This window comes from Candidatus Pantoea floridensis, from assembly GCF_900215435.1.
In the GTDB taxonomy this organism is placed as follows: Bacteria; Pseudomonadota; Gammaproteobacteria; order Enterobacterales; family Enterobacteriaceae; genus Pantoea; species Pantoea floridensis.
Map to the genome: position 1 here is coordinate 1,185,937 of NZ_OCMY01000001.1, position 16,025 is coordinate 1,201,961.

Consider the following 16,025-nt stretch of genomic DNA (forward strand, 5'->3'; position numbering starts at 1 on the left):
AGGTGAGCGCTCTATTGATGAGCGAGCGAAATAGTACGGTGCGCTTACTGGGTTGTTATTTATAATTTTGTGCGGATATTCCTGGATGTAACAGTTTCCGCATCAACTGATAAATACTATGTCAAATTAATATGATTTTTACAGATAACGATATTTGCCTGGTCACTAAAGGCAAAAAAAACGGCCCACACAGGAGCCGTTTTCATACCGCAATGTCTGCTTAGCCTTTAATTTGTGCGTGCATTTCCTGCACTGAGATAACTTGCTCAGTCGGATCGGCATTCAGCGCCATCGCCGTCGCAAAACCGCCGTTCAGCGTGGTGTCGTAATGCACTTTATATTGCAGCGCGCTGCGACGAATCAGCTTGGAGTCTTCAATTGCCTGACGTCCCGCCGTGGTGTTCACAATATAGGCATATTCGCCATTCTTCAGACGATCCTGAATGTGTGGACGACCTTCGTGCACCTTGTTCACCAGACGAGGATTAATACCCGCTTCGCCCAGCACCACTGCGGTGCCGTGTGTCGCATCCAGCTCGAAACCAAACTTCTGCAGCTTCGCCGCCAGGTCGACGATACGTTTCTTATCGCCTTCACGCACCGACAACAGTGCACGACCGGTTTTCTTCATGTTGCTCTGCGCGCCTAGCATCGCTTTCGCAAAGGCTTCCGCGAAGGTACGACCCACGCCCATCACTTCACCGGTAGAGCGCATTTCCGGGCCAAGAATCGGGTCAACGCCTGGGAACTTGTTGAACGGCAGCACCACTTCTTTCACCGAGTAATACGGTGGAATCACTTCTTTGGTGACGCCCTGCTCCGCCAGCGTTTTGCCTGCCATTACGCGCGCCGCCACTTTGGCTAGCGCCACGCCGGTGGCTTTCGACACGAACGGTACGGTACGTGCGGCACGCGGGTTAACCTCAATCAGGTAAACCTCGTTGTCCTTCACCGCAAACTGCACGTTCATCAAGCCGCGTACATTCAGCTCAAAGGCCAGTTTCTCGACCTGCTGACGCATGACGTTCTGGATTTCCGTGCTCAGCGTGTAGGCCGGCAGTGAACACGCAGAGTCACCGGAGTGCACGCCCGCCTGCTCGATGTGCTCCATAATGCCGCCAATCAGCACGCGCTCGCCGTCGCAAATCGCATCGACATCCACTTCAACCGCATCGTCGAGGAAGCGATCCAGCAGTACTGGCGCATCATTAGAGACGGAAACCGCAGTCTGGAAGTAGCGCTTCAGGTCGATTTCATCGTAAACGATTTCCATCGCGCGGCCGCCCAGCACATAAGAAGGACGCACCACCAGCGGATAGCCGATGCCGGCCGCTTTTTCTACCGCCTGCTCCAGCGTAGCCACGGTGGCGTTCGCTGGTTGCTTCAGGCTCAGGCGATCAACCGCCTGCTGGAAACGCTCACGGTCTTCTGCACGGTCAATCGCATCCGGGCTGGTACCAATCACCGGTACGCCAGCCGCTTCGAGCGCGCGCGCCAGTTTCAGCGGCGTCTGGCCACCGTACTGCACGATCACGCCTTTTGGCTGCTCAATGCGCACGATTTCCAGCACGTCTTCGAGGGTAACGGGTTCGAAGTACAGGCGGTCTGAGGTATCGTAATCGGTCGAGACGGTTTCCGGGTTACAGTTAACCATGATGGTTTCGTACCCGTCTTCACGCAGTGCCAGCGCGGCGTGCACGCAGCAGTAATCGAACTCGATGCCCTGACCGATACGGTTTGGACCGCCGCCCAGAATCATGATTTTTTCACGATCCTGGTTTGGATTAGCTTCGCACTCTTCCTCGTAGGTGGAGTACATATACGCAGTATCGGTGGCGAATTCAGCGGCGCAGGTATCAACGCGCTTGTAGACCGGATGCAGGTTAAATTGCTGACGCAGCTTGCGGATTTCACCTTCTGAAACGCCCGCCAGCGCAGCCAGGCGCACATCGGCAAAGCCTTTACGCTTCAACGCGCGCAGGAATTCGGCACTGATCGAGTTCACGCCTTCGCGCTCAACTCGCTCTTCCAGACGCACCAGCTCTTCAATCTGTACCAGGAACCAGCGGTCGATGTTGGTGAGATTGAATACGCCATCCACTGACATGCCGGCGCGGAAGGCATCGGCGATGTACCAGATACGGTCAGAACCGGCGTCTTTCAGTTCGCGGCGAATGCGCGTCAGTGCTTCGGCATCGTCCAGGCTGACTTTTGGGTCAAAACCGTTGGCGCCGACTTCGAGACCACGCAGCGCTTTCTGCATCGATTCCTGGAAAGTACGGCCAATCGCCATCACTTCACCCACCGATTTCATCTGCGTCGTCAGACGATCGTTGGCACCGGCAAACTTCTCGAAGTTGAAGCGAGGAATCTTGGTCACGACGTAGTCGATTGACGGTTCGAACGATGCCGGCGTTAAGCCGCCGGTGATGTCGTTCATCAGCTCATCGAGGGTAAAGCCTACCGCCAGCTTGGCGGCCACTTTTGCAATCGGGAAGCCGGTAGCTTTCGAGGCCAGCGCCGAAGAGCGCGACACGCGCGGGTTCATTTCGATGACGATCATACGGCCATCTTTCGGGTTCACCGAGAACTGCACGTTAGAACCGCCGGTTTCTACACCGATTTCACGCAGTACCGCCAGCGAGGCGTTACGCATGATTTGATACTCTTTGTCGGTCAGGGTTTGCGCTGGTGCCACGGTGATCGAGTCGCCGGTGTGAATGCCCATCGCATCGAAGTTTTCGATTGAGCAGACGATGATGCAGTTGTCGTTTTTATCACGCACCACTTCCATCTCGTACTCTTTCCAGCCAATCAGCGACTCATCAATCAGCAGCTCATTGGTTGGCGACAGATCCAGACCGCGTTCGCAAATCTCTTCGAACTCTTCGCGGTTATAGGCGATACCGCCGCCGGTGCCGCCCATGGTAAAGGAAGGACGGATGATACACGGGAAGCCAACGTCTTCGGCCACCGCCAGCGCTTCTTCCATATTGTGCGCAATACCGGAACGCGCCGTGCCGAGACCAATGCTTTTCATCGCCACGTCAAAACGGCGGCGATCTTCGGCTTTGTCAATCGCATCGGCGGTGGCACCAATCATGGTCACGCCGAACTCCGCCAGCACGCCCTGACGCTCCAGCTCCAGCGCACAGTTCAGCGCTGTCTGGCCGCCCATGGTTGGCAACACTGCATCCGGGCGCTCTTTTTCAATGATCTTGCGTACCACTTCCCAGTGAATCGGCTCGATGTAGGTGGCATCGGCCATTTCCGGGTCGGTCATGATAGTGGCCGGGTTCGAGTTCACCAGAATGACGCGGTAACCCTCTTCGCGCAGCGCTTTACACGCCTGCGCACCGGAGTAGTCAAATTCGCATGCCTGGCCGATGACGATCGGGCCAGCGCCAAGGATCAGGATGGATTTTATGTCTGTACGTTTTGGCATCAATGGCTCCTGATTACTTCGCGTTAGAACGGTAAGCTTCGATCAGTTCGATAAAGTGATCGAACAGCGGCGCCGCGTCGTGCGGGCCTGGGCTTGCTTCCGGGTGTCCCTGGAAGCTGAAAGCCGGTTTGTCGGTGCGGTGAATACCCTGCACGGTTTGGTCAAACAGCGACACATGCGTCACGCGCAGATTCGCTGGCAACTGGCTGTCATCAACCGCAAAACCATGGTTCTGCGCGGTAATCATCACGGTATTGTTATCGAGATCTTTCACCGGATGGTTCCCGCCGTGGTGGCCGAGTTTCATCTTGACGGTTTTGGCACCGCTCGCCAGCGCTAACAGCTGATGGCCGAGGCAGATACCAAATACGGGAATATCCGTTTTCAGGAACGCCTGAATGGCCTTAATGGCGTAGTCGCACGGCTCAGGATCGCCAGGACCGTTCGACAGGAAAATACCGTCTGGATTAAGTGCCAGCACGTCTTCCGCCGAAGTTTGTGCCGGTACCACCGTCAGGCGGCAGCCGCGATCCACCAGCATGCGCAGGATGTTGCGCTTAGCGCCGTAATCGTACGCCACCACATGGAATGGCAGCGCTTCGGCGCTTTTTTGCTCCGGCAGGTCGCCTTCCAGCGTCCAGCTGCCCTGCTGCCACGCGTAAGTTTCTGCGGTGGTGACTTCTTTCGCCAGATCCATCCCTTTCAGGCCCGGGAACGCCTGCGCTTTCTGCAGCGCCAGTGCGGCATCCGGATTATCGCCCGCAATAATGCAGCCGCTCTGTGCACCTTTCTCACGCAGCAAACGGGTCAGTTTGCGCGTATCAATATCGGCGATGCCGACGATGTTATTGCGCTGCAGATAAGCTGACAGGCTTTCTTCACTGCGGAAGTTGCTGGTAATCAGCGGCAGATCGCGAATAACGAGGCCTTGTGCATGAATTTGGCTGGATTCTTCATCAGCGGCGTTAACGCCAACATTGCCGATATGGGGATAAGTGAGGGTAACGATTTGGCGGGAATAGGAAGGATCAGTGAGGATTTCTTGATAACCGGTCATTGAAGTGTTGAAAACAACTTCTCCCACTGCCGACCCCGTAGCCCCAATGGCCCGACCGTGGAATTGGGTTCCGTCTTCCAGAACCAAGAGCGCTGACTTAATCAAAACATCCTCCAGGGAATAAACAGTCACAATATTTGCATATTAATTCAAAAGCAGTGCCAGAATCAATGCAAAACCCGCCTGAGTACTCGAATTTTGGCAAATTGCGCGCATTCTAATGATAGGCCTGTGCCTTGTCTACACCATGAGGTTATTTTTTTGTATATTTCGGGCACCTGAATGTTAAAAATGACGAAAGACGATAAAAGAGTGAGATAACTCGGAAAAATAATCGGTTGCCTGACGGCAATAATTACAAAGTGGTGCTAACGCGCATAAATTTTTGACCAAATGGTCAAAAATGACCTTTTGAAGCCTGATAATTAGACTTAATCAATCCAAAACAACAAGTTCATAGACATAATGACTCAAGATTAGTTTTTTTTACATAAAATAAAGGGCAATGATCACATTGCCCTCGTCAATCAAGGTCTTACCGATTGAAATAACCACATCACGATGGTTCACAACACTCACAACATCGATAAATCCAGCACATCACGCATATCATAAAGGCCAGATTTCTTACTCTTAAGCCAGCTTGCCGCCTTAACTGCGCCATTTGCGAAGGTCATACGGCTGGAAGCCTTGTGGGTAATCTCTACGCGCTCGCCAATATCTGCAAACATCGCAGTATGCTCACCGACGATATCGCCCGCACGCACCGTAGCAAAACCGATGGTTTGCGCTTTACGCTCGCCGGTATGGCCTTCACGGGCATAGACCGCGTGCTCATCCAGATTCCAGTTCATCGCATCGGCAATCGCTTCGCCCATCGCCAGCGCGGTTCCTGAAGGTGCATCAACTTTATGACGATGGTGCGCTTCGACGATTTCAATATCCGCGTAGTCGCCCATCACTTTTGCCGCTTGCTGCAGCAGGTTCAGCACCAGATTAACGCCGACGCTGAAGTTGGCGGCAAACACAATGCCAATCTCTTCTGCCGCCGCGCTAATCGCGGCTTTACCGGCTTCATCAAAACCGGTGGTACCGATCACCATCGCCTTTTTATGCTGGCGGCAAAACGTCAGATACTCCAGCGTCCCTTCCGGACGGGTGAAATCGATCAGCACATCGAAGTCGTTGACCACTTGTCGCAGATCGTCGGTGACAATCACGCCGGTTTTACCAATGCCCGCCAGTTCACCGGCATCTACACCCAGCAGCGATGAACCGCTACGTGCCAATGCCGCACCGAGTGCGACACCTTCCGCCTGCTGAACGGCCTGAATCAAATTGCGTCCCATGCGACCCGGCGCACCAACGATAGCAATGCGGATTTCACTCATAATTATTCATTCCTGATACAAATCTATGCATATAAAGCGTAAACAGGTTAACGGTCCGATAACCGTCACGCCACAATAATAAAGGGATAATAAGAATTTTATGCCAGCCGCGGAACATTATCAGTAAAAGCAATCCCGCATGTTGGAAGTGGGATTTTCCGTGGCGACAGACAAAGAAAAGGCCGAACAATGTCGGCCTGATTTCTACTGCGGCGTGAACCGCTTACTGCACGTTGCGCACGTCGACGCGCAGTTCTTTCGGTACTTCAAACACAATGTTCTCTTCGCGACCAATCAGCTCAATGGCGGCTTCACCACCAAGCTCGCGCAAACGTTGAATCACCTGCTGCACCAGAATGTCCGGCGCTGATGCCCCCGCCGTAACGCCGATGACCTGCTTATCTTTAACCCACTCTTCCTGGATGTCATCCGCTGAGTCGATCAACTTCGCCAGCTTGCCGGCACGCTGCGCCAGTTCCGCCAGCCGGTTGGAGTTAGAGGAGTTTTTCGAACCCACCACCAACACCACTTCGGCATCACGCGCCAGCACGCGCACCGCTTCCTGACGATTGGTAGTGGCGTAGCAGATGTCATCTTTACGTGGGCCGATAATCGCCGGGAAGCGCTGACGCAAGGCATCAATCACGTCCGAGGTATCATCAACGGAAAGCGTGGTCTGCGTCATAAAGCACAGGTTGCTCTCATCTTTCACATTCAACTTGAAGACGTCTTCCGGAGATTCCACCAAATACATGCCGCCGTTCGGATTGCTGTATTGGCCCATGGTCCCTTCCACTTCAGGATGACCCGCATGACCAATAAGAATGGCTTCAACACCTTTACGGCTGGCGCGCGCCACTTCCATATGCACTTTAGTCACCAGCGGACAGGTGGCATCAAACAGCATGGTAAGGTTACGTGCTTTGGCTTCAGCGCGAACGGCTTGTGATACACCGTGCGCGGAGAAGATCAGAATCGCGTTGTCCGGCACTTCAGCGATCTCTTCAATGAAGATTGCACCGCGCTCGCGCAGGCTGCTCACCACGTAGCGGTTATGTACTACTTCGTGACGCACGTAGATGGGCGCGCCGTACATCTCCAGCGCGCGCTCAACGATGCTGATGGCGCGATCAACGCCTGCGCAGAAACCGCGTGGGTTAGCTAACAGGATTTGCATCGTTGGCCTCCAGCACCGGATCAATCTCCAGCACTTCAATGTCGAACTGAATGCGTTGACCCGCCAGCGGATGGTTAAAATCCACGGTGATCGAGTCGCCAGAAACTTCACGGATCACACCCGGCATTTCGCTGCCGCCTCGACCGCTAAACAGCATGATGGCGCCCACTTCCGGTTCGCCCGCATCGTTGAAGTCACGACGCGAGAAGTACTGAACCAGGTCAGGACTGGTGCCGCCAAACGCATCTTCCGGTTCCAGTGTAAAGGCGTGCTTATCACCCACTTTACGCCCGATGAGATGCTGTTCCAGCGCGGCCGATAAGCTGCCATCACCCAGACGGAACAGCGCAGGTTTGCCGTTGGCGCGCGTGGATTCAGCTGTCGAGCCATCTTCCAGCTTCAGTGTAAAATGCACCAGCAACGCGCTATCGCGCTGAACTAAGTCTGTCATCTTTTATTCCTTAGCCGGTTTGCCGTTCGGGCTGAGAAAACCTTCTAACACCACCAGCGCCGCCCCGATGCAGATGGCGCAATCGGCGATATTAAAGGTTGCGAAGTGCCAGTCACCGACATAGAAGTCGATAAAATCGACCACAAAGCCGTGATATGAACGGTCAAACAGGTTGCCTAACGCCCCGCCGATAATCAGCGCGTAGGCGATATTGGTTAACTTGTTAGCGGCGCGGTTGCGATACATCATCACCAGCAGCGCCACCACGATAGCAATGGCGATACCGGCAAAGAACCAGCGCTGCCAGCCGCCTTTATCCGCCAGGAAGCTGAACGCCGCGCCGTAGTTGTGCGCGTAGAACAGATTCAGGAACGGCATAAGTGGCTGCGTTTCATGCAGCATCATGTTGTTGATGACCCACATCTTGCTACCAAAATCGATGGCAATCACCACCAGCACCAGCCACAGCCAGCGCAAACCGGTTGAACAAAGCGCTTTACTCATCAGGCAAATTTCCGCTGTTCGCCATTACCGGCAACGTTGGTATAGCAACGACCGCATACTGCAGCGTGCTCGGGATTCTGGCCTACATCGGTAGTGTAATGCCAGCAGCGCGGACATTTCTCGCCTTCAGCTTTGTGCAGCGCGATTTTCAGACCTTTTAACAACTCGCTCTGCTGCGCTTCATCGCTGGCTGTGGCGTAATCCGCTACGGTTGCGCCTGAGGTTAGCAGCACAAAGCGCAGCTCATCGCCCAGCGCCTGCAGCTTGGCTGCCAGCTCGGCATCCGCGTACAGCGTGACCGTGGCTTCCAGCGCACCACCGATGCGTTTATCGCTACGTGCCTGTTCAATAACCTTGTTCACTTCGCCACGCACTTTCAGCAGGTCATCCCAGTAGGCGTCGTTCAGCGCTTCGTTATCCGCTAAACCAAACAGGCCTTGATACCACTCTTCGGTGAACACGTATTTCACGCGATCGCCCGGCAGATAACCCCAGATTTCATCGGCGGTGAAGGACATGATGGGCGCCATCCAGCGCACCAGCGCTTCCACAATGTGCCACAGCGCGGTTTGGCAGCTGCGACGCGCCAGGCTATCGCCTTTCGCGGTGTACTGACGATCTTTGATCACATCGAGATAGAACGAGCCCATTTCGATGGAGCAGAAGTGCATCAGGCGCTGCACCACTTCATGGAAATCATAGTTCTCGTAGGACTGCACGATATCCTGCTGCGCTGCCAGCGCACGGCCGACCGCCCAGCGATCTACCACGACCATTTCTTCCGGCTTCACGCAGTCGGTCGCCGGGTTGAAGCCAGCGAGGTTAGCCAGCAGGAAACGCGCGGTGTTACGGATACGACGATAGCTATCTGCGGCACGCTTGAGGATTTCGTCGGATACCGCCATCTCACCGGAGTAATCGGTTGAGGCAACCCACAGACGCAGAATGTCCGCGCCCAGCTTATCCATGACGTCCTGCGGTGCCACGGTGTTGCCGATGGATTTCGACATCTTGCGGCCCTGACCGTCAACGGTAAAGCCGTGCGTCAGTACCTGACGATAAGGCGCTTTGCCTTTCATTGCCGTGGAAATCATCAGGGAAGACATGAACCAGCCGCGATGCTGATCCGACCCTTCCAGATACATATCTGGCGTGTGGCCACCAAACTCTGGACGCGCATCCACCACCGAGTAGCTGGTCGATCCGGAGTCAAACCAGACGTCTAAGGTATCTGGCACTTTCATGTAGTGATCAGCGTCGTCGCCCATGAGATCGCGCGGATCGAGATCCCACCATGCCTGGATGCCGTCCTGCTCAACCCGTTTGGCGACTTTTTCCATCAGCTCCAGGGTATCTGGGTGCAGCTGCTCGCTCTCTTTATGCACGAACAGCGCCATCGGCACGCCCCACGTACGCTGACGTGAGATACACCAGTCTGGACGGTTGGCCACCATCGCTTCGATACGCGCCTGGCCCCAATCCGGAATCCACTGCACGCCTTTAATCTCTTTCAGCGACTGCGCACGCAGGCCTTTCTGATCCATGCTGATGAACCATTGCGGCGTAGCGCGGAAGATGATCGGCGTTTTGTGACGCCAGCAGTGCGGATAGCTGTGCAGCAGTTTCTCAACGTGCAGCAGCGCGCCCTTCTCTTTCAGCAGCTCAACGATCATGTCGTTGGCTTTAAAGACGTTCACGCCATCCAGCGTAGGATACGTGCCTGGCAGATAAGCGCCGTCCGGACCAACCGGATTGGCGGTTTCCAGGCCATATTTCTGTCCGATCACATAGTCATCCGGGCCGTGACCAGGTGCAGTGTGTACCGCACCGGTACCGGCTTCCAGGGTTACGTGTTCACCCAGAACTACTTTGGATTGGATCTGCTCAAGGAACGGATGCTGGAACAGTTGCAGCTCAAGTGCCGCGCCGTTGCATTCGCCCAGCACTGTCCAGTCGCTGATGCCGGCGCGCTTCATCACGCTTTCGACCATCTCTTTAGCGAGGATCAGACTGCGGCCTTCAATCTGCAGCAGCTGGTATTCAAATTCCGGATGCAGCGAGATACCGCGGTTGGCCGGCATAGTCCACGGCGTGGTGGTCCAGATAACCAGAGAAACCGGGCCTTCTGAAGCCGTCACGCCAAACTTCGCGCGCACTGCGTCAGCATCAACGGCATTGAACATCACGTCGATGGATGGCGAGGTTTTGTCGTAGTACTCGACTTCCGCTTCAGCCAACGCAGAACGGCAATCCATGCACCAGTGCACCGGCTTGGCGCCTTTGTGCAGATGTCCGTTGCCGATGATTTTACCCAGCGCGCGGATGATGTTGGCTTCAGTCTGGAAATTCATCGTCAGGTAAGGACGATCCCAGTCGCCTAATACGCCGAGACGGATGAAGTCATTTTTCTGACCTTCTACCTGCTCAGCCGCATATTGACGGCAAGCTGCACGGAATTCAGCCGCGCTCACTTTCTCGCCCGGCTTACCGATCATCTGCTCAACTTTGTGTTCAATCGGCAAGCCGTGGCAGTCCCAACCAGGAACGTACGGCGAGTCATAGCCCGCCATGCCTTTCGACTTAACGATAATGTCTTTCAGAATCTTGTTAACTGAGTGACCAATATGAATGCTGCCGTTCGCATAAGGAGGGCCATCATGCAGAATAAAGGTTTTTTTCCCTTTTTTGGCTTCGCGGATGATGCCGTACAGGTTGTCATCATACCAACGTTGCAGCATTCCCGGTTCACGCTTGGCCAGATCGCCACGCATCGGGAACCCCGTTTCCGGCAAATTCAGGGTAGATTTATAGTCACTCATCAGATTCTCGATTCCGTATTTCGGTCATTAAACCGGTGTTTTTAGCCCAAAGAATTGGCGGGCCGTCACCACATCTTTCGCAATTTGTTCTTTCAACGCGTCCAGCGAAGCGAAACGCTGTTCATCGCGAATCTTCTGTTTCAGCACCACTTCAATGTGACGCCCATAAAGATTCATATGTGTGTCAAGCAGATGAACTTCAAGCTGCTGACGTAAACCTTTCACCGTTGGACGTGTACCAATATTTGCCACGCCCGGCAGCGGCTGTTCGCCGAGGCCTAAAACTTCAACCGCGAACACGCCTTTCACCGGCGTAACGGTACGCCGTAAAGGAAGGTTAGCCGTAGGAAAACCGATGGTGCGCCCAAGTGCATCACCGTGCACTACGCGGCCTGAGATGCTGAATGGATGGCCCAGCAGCGCTTCAGCTTGCGCAAAGTCATCCTGCGCTAGCGCCTGACGAACACCTGTGCTGCTGATACGCTTGCCGCTATCACAAAAAGTCTGGGTGCTGATGACCTCAAAGCCATACTCCGCACCGGCTTTCTGTAATAACAGGAAATCCCCCTGGCGACCAGCGCCAAAGCGGAAATCATCGCCGACCGCGAGGAATTTAACGTTCAGCTTATCGACCAACAGCTCAGAGATAAAACTCTGCGCTGAATGCGCAGCAAAGCGGCGATCGAAACGCACGCAGAGCACCGCATCGACGCCCGCTTGTTCGAGGTATTTCAGTTTTTCACGTAAACGCGTGAGGCGCGCCGGGGCTTTATCGCCAGCGAACAATTCAAGCGGTTGTGGCTCGAACAGCATCACCACCACCGGCAGATTGCGTTGTCGTCCTTCGGCAATCAGTTGCGCCATCAAAGCCTGGTGGCCGCGATGTACGCCGTCGAAATTACCAATGGTCAGGACGCAGCCGCGATGCTGCTCTTTCAGATTATAAATACCGCGGATAAACTTCATGGCTGACTCAAACCGGTGGAAATCGGCGGATTATACCCTTGAATGGCGTTGAGGTTAACCCGTATACGTGCCTTTCCTGCTTCTGAAGCGGGTTAATCCGTATGTGGGCAGTCGCTTAGCAAGGATCTGAAGATTTTTGCTGCGAAATACTGTATTCAACGACGCGTTGCTGGTAGAATCCTGCGCCATCAATTACGTAATCGAGTGTTGTTACTAAAACGACGCTTATTTGCACAAATCCATTGACATAAGAAGGCGCAAAAGGCATAGTCCTCGGCCTTTGATTTGTCCATATAGATCACATTTGGGAGTTGGACCTTGGCTAATATCAAATCAGCTAAGAAACGCGCCGTAACATCTGAGAAACGTCGCAAGCATAACGCAAGCAACCGTTCAATGATGCGTACTTTCATCAAGAAAGTATACGCGGCTATCGCAACAGGCGACAAAGCTGCTGCGCAGAACGCATTCAACGAAATGCAACCACTCGTGGACCGTCAGGCTGCTAAAGGTCTGATCCACAAAAACAAAGCTGCACGTCATAAAGCAAACCTGACTGCACAGATCAACAAACTGGCTTAATCGCCCGTCTGTTAATCGCTTTGTAGAAAGAACCGGCGCTTAGCCGGTTTTTTTATGCCTGTCATTCCGTGGTAAACAGCGTACTGAAATCGCGATGGCAAATCCGCTGTACCGCCGGATGCTGGATCATACGTTCGGCAAAGATCACGTGATACTCCTCCAGCACCGTATCTAAACGCCCAATTTCCCGGATAGCATCATCACGATAGATGTCTGCGCCGTACAGTGAGGGGGCGACGAAAATCGCGTTATTTAGCGCACCAAACGCCTTCATCAATGCCGCATCATCAAATTCCCCCAGAATCTCCACCTGCAAACCCTGGCTATGAATCCAGTTCAGCAGTTTGCGTCCGAGCATGGAGCGCCGTCCCGGAATCAACAAGCGTCGCGCTTCCAGACAAGCGGGAAACGGCATGGTTGGCAACGGGGTGTGACACCAGAAGCTAACTGGACACTCACCAAGTTTGACCGAAAACAGCCCTTCCTGCTGCGTGGAATCAATCGGGCAATCGGAGAGGATCATATCCAGCTTATGCTGGCTGAGCTGCTCCAGCAGCATCTCGTGTGTCGATTCAAAGCAGCGCAGATGGATTCTCTCATCAGCGACCACCGCAGCTTCCAGCACCTTGCTCACCAACTGCTTAGACAGTGCATCCGCGACGCCCACGTCAAACAGCAGATGCGACTCTTTGCGGTAGTTAACGATATCGAGCATCTCCTGGCTCAACATGAACATGCGGTCGGCGTAACGGAACACCAATTGTCCGAGTTCTGAAGGCACTAAGCCGCGTCCCTGACGGCGAAACAGCACGCCGCCTAACTGCTCTTCCAGTGACTTAATCTGGCCGGTAACGGTTTGTGGCGCAAGGCACAGCACATCTGCCGCCCGCACCACTGAGCCGGTTTTGCACACCTGCCAGAAATAGTAGAGATGATTGAAGTTAAGCTGATTCATCGGCAAAAAAAGAGGGCTTGCGCCCCCTTTCCTCTCTTTAACGCAGTTTGATGCGCAGCAGCGTATAACCGATCACCGCTGAGAGCATTGAGCCGCTAAGAATCCCCAGTTTGGAGAAGGTCACCAGTTGCTCATGTGCGGCATCAAAGGCCAGCGAGCTGATAAATATCGACATGGTGAACCCAATACCGCACAGCACGCCAATCGCCATGATATCGCGTATCGTAGTGCCTGCAGGCAGCACCGCTAGCCGCCACTTCACCGCCAGCCAGCAGAACAGCGTAATACCCAACGGTTTACCGACCAGCAATCCCAGAATGATACCGAGCGGTTCTGGCGACAGCGTATCCATAAAGGTAATGCCGCTCAATGATATACCGGCATTCGCAAAGGCAAACAGCGGCAGAATCAGCCAGTTTACCCATGGCATCAAGCCATGCGCTAAATGCTCAGCCGGTGAATGGCCGTTCTTCTCTTCCAGCGGCACAAAGAAGCCGACAACAACGCCCGCCAGCGTGGCGTGCACGCCAGATTTCAGCACCGCAGTCCACAGCACTATGCCGACCAGCATATAGATCGCGATATTGCGTACACCACAGCGATTAAGAATCGCCAGCAGCACAATTGCCCCCGCCGCCACGCTCAGCGACAGTACAGAAAGATCGCTGGTATAGAACAGCGCGATAATCACGATGGCGCCGAGGTCATCAATAATCGCCAGCGCCATCAGGAATACTTTCAGCGCGGTCGGAACACGACTTCCCAATAGAGCCAGCACGCCTAAAGCAAAGGCAATATCGGTAGCAGTGGGAATCGCCCAGCCATTGCGTGCAATAGGATCGCCATGGTTTAACGCAAAAAATATCAGTCCCGGTAAAACCATGCCGCCGAGCGCAGCAATAACCGGAAATATGGCGCGATCGCGGCTGGCCAGTTCGCCGGTAACCAGTTCGCGTTTCACTTCTAAGCCGATCACCAGGAAAAACAGCGCCATCATAGCGTCATTGATCCAGAGCAGCAGGTTTTTGCTGATATCTAATGCGCCAAAGCGAATTTGTACCGGTTGCGCAAGCAATGATTGATAGCCCTGAGCGGTCTCCGCGCTGTTCGCTAATATCATTGCCACCACGGCGGCCAGAATCAGTACCAGGCCATTACTGGCATCACTGGCGATGAAGCTTTTCAGCAAGCTTCGAATAGTGCGGGGTTTGTTCACAACTCCTCCTGAGTAGAGACATTAGGCTGAGAAGTGTAGCGATTCAAACACCTCGTTAAAAGCAGCTTATTTCTCAGTGATTGCTCGATAATACCGATTTCTAGCAGTTTTTTTTGGCTTACATCAACTCCGGCAAAATTGAGCATATATCAGGAGCGGCGGGTTAACAGCGAAACATAAAAAAAGCGGAGAGTTTCCTCTCCGCTTCGTTAGCATGCCTGGCGAGATTAACGTGTCAGATCGTCAAAGAACTTTTTCACGCCATCGAAGAAGCTTTTGGAGCGCGGGCTGTTTTTCTCGCCGCCTGCACCACCAAAGCTCTCTTCCAGTTCACGCAGCAGCGCTTTCTGTTTGTCATTAAGGCTCACTGGCGTTTCTACCACCACACGGCACAGCAAATCGCCTACCGCACCGCCACGTACCGATTTCACCCCTTTACCCCGCATCCGGAACAGTTTGCCGGTTTGCGTTTCAGAAGGCACTTTCAGGTTTACGCGGCCGTCAAGGGTTGGCACTTCAATCTCGCCGCCCAATGCCGCCATAGCAAAGTTGATCGGAACTTCGCAGTACAGGTTGTTATCTTCACGCTCAAAGATCGGGTGTTTTTTCACCGAAACCTGAACGTAGAGATCGCCCGCCGGTGCACCGTGCTCGCCCGCTTCACCTTCACCGCTCAAGCGAATGCGATCGCCGGTGTCGACGCCCGCCGGGATTTTCACCGACAGGGTTTTACTGCGCTCAACACGACCGTGACCATGACAAGCATTGCACGGATCTTTGATCACCGAACCGCGACCATGACAAGTTGGACACGCCTGCTGCACGGTGAAGAAACCCTGGCGCATCTGCACCTGGCCCGCTCCGTGACAGGTTGAGCAGGTCTGCGGTTTGGTGCCCGCTTTGGCGCCGCTGCCGTGGCAGACATCGCACTCTTCCAGCGTAGGAATGCGGATCTCTTTGGTCACGCCGCGTACCGCTTCTTCCAGCGTTAGCTCCATGTTGTAGCGTAAATCGGCGCCACGAGAGGCACGCTGACGGCGGCCACCACCAAAAATATCGCCAAATACGTCGCCAAAGATATCGCTGAAATCAGCACCGCCGCCGCCGAAGCCACCGCCGCCACCCATACCACCTTGTTCAAAGGCTGCATGACCGTATTGGTCGTAGGCCGCACGCTTCTGCGCATCGGTCAGGATTTCGTAGGCTTCCTTAATTTCTTTAAACTTCGCTTCGGCTTCTTTATTGTCCGGATTACGGTCCGGATGGTATTTCATCGCCAGGCGCTTATAAGCCTTTTTGATTTCACGCTCATCTGCGGATTTAGAGACGCCTAAGATCTCGTATAAATCACTCTTAGCCATATTTGTTCTGCCCTTAACATGATCGCACGGGCGTGGAGAAATCTCCTACGCCCGTGCTGGTTTCAACGGCTGTCAGGCCAGCCGTCGCGCCCGGTCAGGGG

General features: G+C 54.1%; 12 protein-coding genes. 1 reads left to right on the top strand and 11 read right to left on the bottom strand.

The genetic code is table 11. The features are described 5' to 3' along the window. Positions 1-220: 220 nt before the first annotated feature. The 8 genes from carB to ribF form a co-directional block, all read right to left on the bottom strand. Positions 221-3,445: a carbamoyl-phosphate synthase large subunit gene (gene carB, locus CRO19_RS05615; protein WP_097094969.1), complete on the bottom strand. Its 3,225-nt coding sequence runs from the start codon at positions 3,443-3,445 to the stop codon at positions 221-223. 13 nt (positions 3,446-3,458) lie between these two features. Further along, entirely contained in the window at positions 3,459-4,607 is a 1,149-nt protein-coding gene (carA, locus tag CRO19_RS05620; RefSeq protein ID WP_097094970.1) for a glutamine-hydrolyzing carbamoyl-phosphate synthase small subunit, read from the bottom strand. A gap of 470 nt (positions 4,608-5,077) precedes the next feature. After that, complete coding sequence (gene dapB, locus CRO19_RS05625) at positions 5,078-5,893, bottom strand: 4-hydroxy-tetrahydrodipicolinate reductase (protein ID WP_097094971.1); 816 nt, start codon at positions 5,891-5,893, stop codon at positions 5,078-5,080. A gap of 223 nt (positions 5,894-6,116) precedes the next feature. After that, positions 6,117-7,070 (bottom strand): 4-hydroxy-3-methylbut-2-enyl diphosphate reductase, encoded by a 954-nt coding sequence (gene ispH / locus CRO19_RS05630; RefSeq protein ID WP_064737614.1) that lies wholly within the window; start codon positions 7,068-7,070, stop codon positions 6,117-6,119. Beyond that, positions 7,051-7,521, bottom strand: coding sequence for an FKBP-type peptidyl-prolyl cis-trans isomerase (gene fkpB, locus CRO19_RS05635; RefSeq protein ID WP_097094972.1), 471 nt, complete (start codon positions 7,519-7,521; stop codon positions 7,051-7,053). Before fkpB ends, ispH begins: the two co-directional genes overlap by 20 nt. A gap of 3 nt (positions 7,522-7,524) precedes the next feature. Then, positions 7,525-8,025, bottom strand: coding sequence for a signal peptidase II (gene lspA, locus CRO19_RS05640; RefSeq protein ID WP_097094973.1), 501 nt, complete (start codon positions 8,023-8,025; stop codon positions 7,525-7,527). Beyond that, positions 8,025-10,844, bottom strand: coding sequence for an isoleucine--tRNA ligase (gene ileS, locus CRO19_RS05645; protein WP_097094974.1), 2,820 nt, complete (start codon positions 10,842-10,844; stop codon positions 8,025-8,027). Before ileS ends, lspA begins: the two co-directional genes overlap by 1 nt. 27 nt (positions 10,845-10,871) lie before the next feature. Then, entirely contained in the window at positions 10,872-11,810 is a 939-nt protein-coding gene (gene ribF, locus CRO19_RS05650) for a bifunctional riboflavin kinase/FAD synthetase (RefSeq protein WP_097094975.1), read from the bottom strand. 318 nt (positions 11,811-12,128) lie between these two features. Between ribF and rpsT the strand changes: the two genes are divergently transcribed. Continuing rightward, a complete protein-coding gene (gene rpsT / locus CRO19_RS05655; protein WP_036619798.1) occupies positions 12,129-12,392 on the top strand; it encodes a 30S ribosomal protein S20 in 264 nt (87 codons plus the stop codon). Positions 12,393-12,453: 61 nt separating this feature from the next. Here the strand turns inward: rpsT and nhaR are convergent, their stop codons facing one another. The 3 genes from nhaR to dnaJ all read right to left on the bottom strand — a co-directional run bounded on the left by nhaR (position 12,454) and on the right by dnaJ (position 15,924). Continuing rightward, entirely contained in the window at positions 12,454-13,347 is an 894-nt protein-coding gene (gene nhaR, locus CRO19_RS05660; protein ID WP_097094976.1) for a transcriptional activator NhaR, read from the bottom strand. A 37-nt stretch (positions 13,348-13,384) separates the two neighbouring features. After that, positions 13,385-14,563, bottom strand: a complete 1,179-nt coding sequence (nhaA, locus tag CRO19_RS05665; protein ID WP_097094977.1) for a Na+/H+ antiporter NhaA — start codon at positions 14,561-14,563, stop codon at positions 13,385-13,387. A gap of 227 nt (positions 14,564-14,790) precedes the next feature. After that, positions 14,791-15,924, bottom strand: a complete 1,134-nt coding sequence (gene dnaJ, locus CRO19_RS05670) for a molecular chaperone DnaJ (protein ID WP_097094978.1) — start codon at positions 15,922-15,924, stop codon at positions 14,791-14,793. Positions 15,925-16,025 lie beyond the last annotated feature (101 nt).

Excerpts from the sequence above, each read along its gene's own strand:
- dapB (WP_097094971.1), bottom strand. The coding sequence starts at position 5,893 with ATGAGTGAAATCCGCATTGCTATCGTTGGTGCGCCGGGTCGCATGGGA.
- ribF (WP_097094975.1), bottom strand. The coding sequence starts at position 11,810 with ATGAAGTTTATCCGCGGTATTTATAATCTGAAAGAGCAGCATCGCGGC.
- nhaR (WP_097094976.1), bottom strand. The coding sequence starts at position 13,347 with ATGAATCAGCTTAACTTCAATCATCTCTACTATTTCTGGCAGGTGTGC.
- ileS (WP_097094974.1), bottom strand. The coding sequence starts at position 10,844 with ATGAGTGACTATAAATCTACCCTGAATTTGCCGGAAACGGGGTTCCCG.
- carB (WP_097094969.1), bottom strand. The coding sequence starts at position 3,445 with ATGCCAAAACGTACAGACATAAAATCCATCCTGATCCTTGGCGCTGGC.
- dnaJ (WP_097094978.1), bottom strand. The coding sequence starts at position 15,924 with ATGGCTAAGAGTGATTTATACGAGATCTTAGGCGTCTCTAAATCCGCA.
- lspA (WP_097094973.1), bottom strand. The coding sequence starts at position 8,025 with ATGAGTAAAGCGCTTTGTTCAACCGGTTTGCGCTGGCTGTGGCTGGTG.
- fkpB (WP_097094972.1), bottom strand. The coding sequence starts at position 7,521 with ATGACAGACTTAGTTCAGCGCGATAGCGCGTTGCTGGTGCATTTTACA.
- ispH (WP_064737614.1), bottom strand. The coding sequence starts at position 7,070 with ATGCAAATCCTGTTAGCTAACCCACGCGGTTTCTGCGCAGGCGTTGAT.